Below are 6,015 nucleotides of genomic sequence, written 5' to 3'. Positions count from 1 at the left end.
ATCCGTAACCGAGGACCTCGATCCCGCGTTCGGCCATGCGCGGCGCGACGCGCTGGGCCAAGGCGAGCGAACCGGGATCGTCGAGACACACCACCAGCAGGCCGCCGGGGGCCAGCCGGTCGGCGAAGTCGTCGAAGACCTGGATGTAGGCCTCGTCGGTGCCGAAGTAGTCCAGATGGTCGGATTCGATATTGGTGACCACCGCGACGTCCGGGTCGTATTGCAGCAGTGAGCCGTCGGACTCGTCGGCTTCGGCGACGAAGATGTCACCGCTGCCGTGGTGGGCGTTGGTGCCCGCCTCGTTGAGCTCACCACCGACCGCGAACGACGGGTCGGCGCCGCAGTGCTGCAACGTGACGATCAGCATCGAGGTGGTCGAGGTCTTGCCGTGGGTGCCCGAGACCAGCAGGGTCCTGTGCCCGCGCATCAGCGCGGCGAGCACGGTCGGGCGCATCAGCACGGGGATGTCGCGCCGATTCGCCTCGACCAGTTCGGGGTTGGTCTTCGGAATGGCGGCGTAGGTGGTGACCACGACCGTCGGGCCGCCGGGCAGCAGGTCGAGCGCGTCGGCGGCGTGCCCGATGCGCACCTCGGCGCCACGGGCCCGCAGCGACAGCACCCCACGGCTCTCGCGGGCATCGGAGCCGGACACCTTGCCGCCGCGCGAGAGCAGGATGCGCGCGATACCGGACATGCCCGCACCGCCGATGCCGACCATGTGCACGCGTTCGAGTTCGGGTGGCAGGGCCGCGCCCGCGGACTCCCCGATCTGCTGGTCCGGCTCGCTCATCGGGCGACCTCGGTGACGATCCTGGCCACCGTGTCGGCAGCGTCGCGATGGCCTGCGCCTGCGGCGGCGCGGCTCATCTGCGCGAGTCGAGCGGGGTCGAGCAGCAGCGGAATCACCTCATCGATCACGTATTTCGGGGTCAGCTCGGCGTCGGCCACAATTGTGCCACCACCTTGCGCGACCACTGGTCGGGCGTTGAATTCCTGTTCACCGTTGCCGTGCGGCAGCGGCACATAGAAGGCGGGCAGGCCGACCGCCGACACCTCGGCCACGGTCATCGCACCGGATCGGCACACCACCGCGTCGGCGGCGGCGTAGGCCAGGTCCATCCGCGACAGGTAGGGCACCGCCACATAGGGGGCGGGCGCGGCGGCGGTGCTCACCTCGACGCTGTTCTTGGGGCCGTGCGCGTGCAGCACCGAGACGCCCGCGGCCGCGAGTTGCGGTGCGGCGCCGGAGACGGCCTCGTTGAGACTGCGCGCGCCCTGCGAACCACCGAACACCAGCAGCACCGGCCCCTCGGCGGGCAGGCCGAAGTGCGCGCGAGCTTCGGCGCGCAACGCGGCACGGTCGAGTCCGGTGATGGACGCACGCACCGGAATGCCGACGACCTGCGCACCCGCCAGCCCCGAATCCGGAACAGCGGCGAGCACTTTCGCGGCGAGTTTCGCGCCGACCTTGTTGGCGACGCCGGCCTTCGCGTTGGCCTCGTGCACGATCACCGGCACCTTGCGCCGGCGACCTAACAGCCCGCCGCGCGCGGCGAGATACGCGGGCAGCGCGACGTAGCCGCCGAACCCGATGATCACGTCGGCCTGCACGTCGTCGATCACCGCCCTGGTGGCCTTGACCGAGGCGAGTACCCGGCCGGGCAGCCGCAGCAGGTCGGCGGAGGGCTTGCGCGGCAACGGCACCGGCGGGATCAGCTCCAGAGGGTACCCACGTTCGGGCACCAGTTTCGTCTCGAGTCCACGCTCGGTACCCAAGGCGGTCACCCGGATCGAGTCGTCGAGTCTGCGCAGCGCGTCGGCGACAGCCAGCGCGGGTTCGATGTGGCCTGCGGTTCCTCCGCCTGCGACGATCACCGACAACCCGGATCGCGGGTTACTCACCTGGATCTACCTCGTTCTCTCTGTATCGAATTCGATCTCGCGAAAGCCTGCGTGGTCATGCTCCGCCGCCTCCGCCGGTCCGCCGTTTCACCGGGCGGTGTGGCATCGGGTAGGTCGGCTCCCACGCTCTTGTCGACCGTAGCGAACTCGTGCCGCGGCTTTCCGGCACCCGTCGCCTGCGATCGGCGGGCGGCTGGCGGCGAGGGGCCTGACGTGGTCGTTCGGTTCGGGCGCGCGGCGCCACTTTGCGCGGCGCCGGCGGGGTGTACACCTCGGGCACCGGTAGTCGGAGCAGCCTGCTGAGCCTGCCGTCCTGACCTGCCTTCAACGCCGACACCGCTTCGGGTTCGTGCCGGGCGGCGCTGGCGATGATGCCGAACATGAACAGCGTGATCGCCAGCGACGAACCACCGGCCGAGACGAGCGGCAACTGCAGACCGGTCACCGGCAGCAGCCCGACGACATAGCCGATGTTGATCAGTGCCTGCGCGGTGATCCAGGTGGTGGCGGTCGCGGTGAGCAGGCGCAGGAACGGGTCGACCGAGCGCAGTGCGATGCGGATACCCGCGTAGACGAACAGGGCGAGCAGCGCCAAGACCAGCATGCAGCCCAGGAAGCCGAGTTCCTCGCCGATGATGGCGAAGATGAAGTCGTTGTGCGAGTTGGGCAGGTAGCTCCACTTCGCGCGGCTCTGTCCGAGGCCACGGCCCCAGATACCGCCGTCGGCGAGGGAGTACTTGGCTTGACGCGCCTGGTAGTTGACCCCCTGCGGATCGTCACCGGGATTGAAGAACGCGCGCACACGGTCGGAGCGGTACCCGGCCGACAGTGCCAGCACGGAAGCGGCGACCAGACCGGTCACCATGATCCCGACGAACAGTCGCGCCGGCAGCCCGCCGAACCACAGCAGCGCCATCAGCACGATGCCGAGGGCGATGGTGGTCGACAGGTTCGGCTCGAGCACCACCAGCAGGCACACCAGCAGACCCGCGGGCACCAGCGGCACCAGGATGTCCTTGAGCTGGGCGCCCCGGCGCGAGGCGAGCAGGTGCGCACCCCACACGATCAGGGTCACCTTGACGACTTCGGAGGGCTGGATCGACAGCGGGCCGATGTCGAACCAGCGGCGCGCGCCGCCGTGGATCGCGCCGATGCCCGGGATGAGCACCAGCACCAACGCGAGCACCGAGATGCTGAAGATCGGGAACGACCACTGGCGCAAGAACCGCAGCGGCAACCGCAACGCCACATAGAAGGCGATGGCACCGAGCCCGGCGAACATGGCCTGCTGGATGAACAATGCGTAGGCCGAACCACCACCGGCGTAGGCCTCGACGCTCGACGCCGACAGCACCATCACCAAACCCAGCACGGTGAGCAGGGTCGCGATGGTGACGATCAGATGGAACGACGCGAGCGGCCGGGCCAACCACGCACCGAAGCGCTCCCCCGCCCAATTCGGCTGCCCCGAACTCTTGCGGCGAGTACTCGCGCCCGCCTGGCCCTTAGCGACCCGGCTGTCGTCCACGCTGCCCCGGCTCTTAACCACGCTGCCCCCTCTTGGGCGGTGACTGCTCGGCCGGGCGCGCCTTCGTCACAGCGCCCGCCCGATGTCACCATCTTCCAGTGCCGTCACCGCATCCACGAAACAGCGTCCGCGATGGGTGTAGTCGTCGTACATGTCGAGGGAAGCGGCCGCGGGCGCGAGCAGGACAGTGTCTCCGGCGCGAGCCAGACCCGCCGCGGCGCGCACCGCGCGGCCCATGACCGCCTCGGCTCGCTGCGATCTCGACGACTCCATGTCTGCATCGTCTCCCGCATCCAGCTCGATGACCGGGACTTCGGGTGCGTGTCGCGTCATCGCGGCGGCGATCACCGGCGCGTCGGCCCCGAACAGCACCGCGCCGACCAGCCGGTCACCGATCTCTTCGATCAGATCGTCGACACTTGCGCCCTTGAGCAGACCGCCCGCCACCCAGACCACCTGCGGGTGCGCCATGATCGCGGCGCGCGCGGCGTGCGGGTTGGTGGCCTTGGAGTCGTCGATGAACTCCACACCGCCGAGTTCGCGCACGAACGCGGTGCGGTGCGGGCCCACCTTGTGTTCGGCGAGGCCTTCCTTGACGAACTGCGGCGCCACGTCGATGGCCCTGGTCAGCGCGGACGCGGCCAGCGCGTCGGCGATGCCCGCGGGTCCCGGCGGGCTGATGTCGCTGGTCTCGGCGAGGATCGCGGCCTTGGTGAAGGCGCGGTCGAGGAGTTTGCCGTCGACCACACCCAGCTCGCCGTCGGCGGGAACACCGATCCGGAAGCCGACGGTGCGCCGCGCCTTGGCCTTGCGGGCCAGTGCGCCCGCGACCGGGTCGTCGAGGCCGACGACACCGACGCGACCGGTCAGCGCGCGGGCCTTCGCCGCGGCGTAGGCATCGAGACCGCCGTGCCAGTCCAGGTGATCCTCGGCGACATTGAGCACGACGCCTGCCTCGGGTCGCACCGACGGCGCCCAGTGCAGCTGGAACGAGGACAGCTCGACGGCGAGAACCTGCGGGCCGGGGTTGCGGCGCAGTGCGTCCAGGATCGGCAGGCCGATATTGCCGCAGGCCACGCTGGAGATGCCGGCGGCGCGCAGGATCGAATGCGTCATCTGGGTGGTGGTGGTCTTGCCGTTGGTGCCGGTGATCACCAGCCATTTGCGGACCGGCCCGTAGATGCGGGCCTGATCGACCCACCAGGCGAATTCGACGTCGCCCCAGACGGGCACGCCCTCGGTGACCGCCGAGACCAGCACCGGCGAATCCGGTCGCCAGCCCGGGCTGGTGATCACGAGCGCGAACCGGCTCAGGTCGGCGCTTTCGAGTTCGACGCTGGTGGCGATCTCGAGGCCGAGTTCGGCGGCCTCGGCGAGCGCCTTCGCGCCGTTGTCGGTGACCACGGGGTGGGCGCCGATATCGCGCAGCGGTTCGATCAGCGAGCGCCCGGAGACGCCCCAACCGGCGACGAGAACGTCGCGGCCACGCAGGAATTCGAGCATCGGGCCCGGGGAACGCAGGGCGCGGGGCGAGTGTTCGACCATGTCTCTACTCACCCGACCTGTGACAGATATTCGCTGTAGAACAGGCCGAGGCCCACTGCGGCGGAGATGCCCGCCAAAATCCAGAACCGGATGATCACCGTGGTTTCGGCCCACTTACTCAACTCGAAGTGATGGTGGAACGGCGCCATCTTGAACAACCGATTGCGCGTGGTGCGGTACACCGCCACCTGCAGCATGACCGATGCCGCCTCGGCGACGAACAGCGCACCGATCACGGCCATCAGCAGCTCGGTGCGGGTGGTGATCGACAGACCGGCGATCAGGCCGCCGAGGGCCAGCGAACCGGTGTCGCCCATGAAGATTCGCGCGGGCGCGGCGTTCCACCACAGGAATCCGATACACGCGGCGGCCGCGGCGGCGCAGACCAACGCCAGGTCCAGCGGGTCGCGCACGTTGTAGCACCCGGCTTCGGGACTGGTGGAGCAGGAGTTGCGGTACTGCCAGAAGGTGATGATCACGTACGCGCCGAGCAGCAGGCTCATCGAACCGGCCGCGAGACCGTCGAGGCCGTCGGTCAGGTTGACCGCGTTGGACCAGGCCACGACCAGGAACAGCACCCAGACGACGAAGATGATCGCGCCCATCGACACCGTGTTCCAGTCGCGCACGTACGACAGGTGCTTGCTGGCAGGGCTGAGCCCGTCGGTGCTGCGGAACTGCAGGGCCAGCACCGCGAAGATGACCGCCGCGGCGGTCTGCCCGATGTACTTGCCCGCGGCCGAGAGCCCGAGGTTGCGCTGCTTGCGCAGCTTGATGAAGTCGTCGAGGAAACCGACGACGCCGAGCGCGGTGGTGAGCCCGAGCACGAGCAGACCCGACGCCGTCGGACCCTCCGCGTCGTAGCCGATGCCGATCAGGTGCGAGCCGAGATAGCCCGCCCACATACCGATCAGGATCGCGACACCGCCCATGGTCGGGGTGCCGCGCTTGGCCTGGTGACTGGCCGGGCCGTCGACCCGGATCTCCTGGCCGAAGCCCTGTCTGGCGAACACCCGAACCAGCAACGGCGTCAGCAGGAT

5 protein-coding genes are annotated in these 6,015 nt (G+C 69.3%); all 5 read right to left on the bottom strand.

Annotation, left to right across the window (positions count from 1 at the left end; all coding sequences use genetic code 11):
* Window positions 1-790: UDP-N-acetylmuramate--L-alanine ligase (murC, locus tag ACFWF3_RS21075; RefSeq protein WP_379314962.1), on the bottom strand; the 790-nt coding region annotated here is incomplete at its 3' end.
* The gene (gene murG / locus ACFWF3_RS21070) at window positions 787-1,902 is read right to left on the bottom strand and encodes an undecaprenyldiphospho-muramoylpentapeptide beta-N-acetylglucosaminyltransferase (protein ID WP_379314961.1); all 1,116 of its coding nucleotides are present in this window, start codon (window positions 1,900-1,902) and stop codon (window positions 787-789) included. The genes murG and murC, both read right to left, overlap by 4 nt.
* Before the next feature lie 55 nt (window positions 1,903-1,957).
* Complete coding sequence (ftsW, locus tag ACFWF3_RS21065; RefSeq protein WP_378992685.1) at window positions 1,958-3,331, bottom strand: putative lipid II flippase FtsW; 1,374 nt, start codon at window positions 3,329-3,331, stop codon at window positions 1,958-1,960.
* Window positions 3,332-3,496: 165 nt separating this feature from the next.
* Window positions 3,497-4,933 carry a UDP-N-acetylmuramoyl-L-alanine--D-glutamate ligase gene (gene murD, locus ACFWF3_RS21060; RefSeq protein WP_378636836.1) on the bottom strand — a complete coding sequence of 479 codons (1,437 nt, stop codon included), beginning with the start codon at window positions 4,931-4,933 and terminating at the stop codon, window positions 3,497-3,499.
* 50 nt (window positions 4,934-4,983) lie between these two features.
* A partial coding sequence (gene mraY / locus ACFWF3_RS21055) for a phospho-N-acetylmuramoyl-pentapeptide-transferase (protein WP_379314960.1) occupies window positions 4,984-6,015 on the bottom strand: 1,032 nt, incomplete at its 5' end.

Source organism: Nocardia sp. NPDC060220 (assembly GCF_042727815.1).
In the GTDB taxonomy this organism is placed as follows: Bacteria; Actinomycetota; Actinomycetes; order Mycobacteriales; family Mycobacteriaceae; genus Nocardia.
Note: the sequence above shows the minus strand (reverse complement) of the source record. Positions and strands in the feature narration are given on the sequence as shown.

Coding starts and splice junctions, on each gene's coding strand:
- murD (WP_378636836.1), bottom strand. CDS start 4,933: ATGCTCGAATTCCTGCGTGGCCGCGACGTTCTCGTCGCCGGTTGGGGC.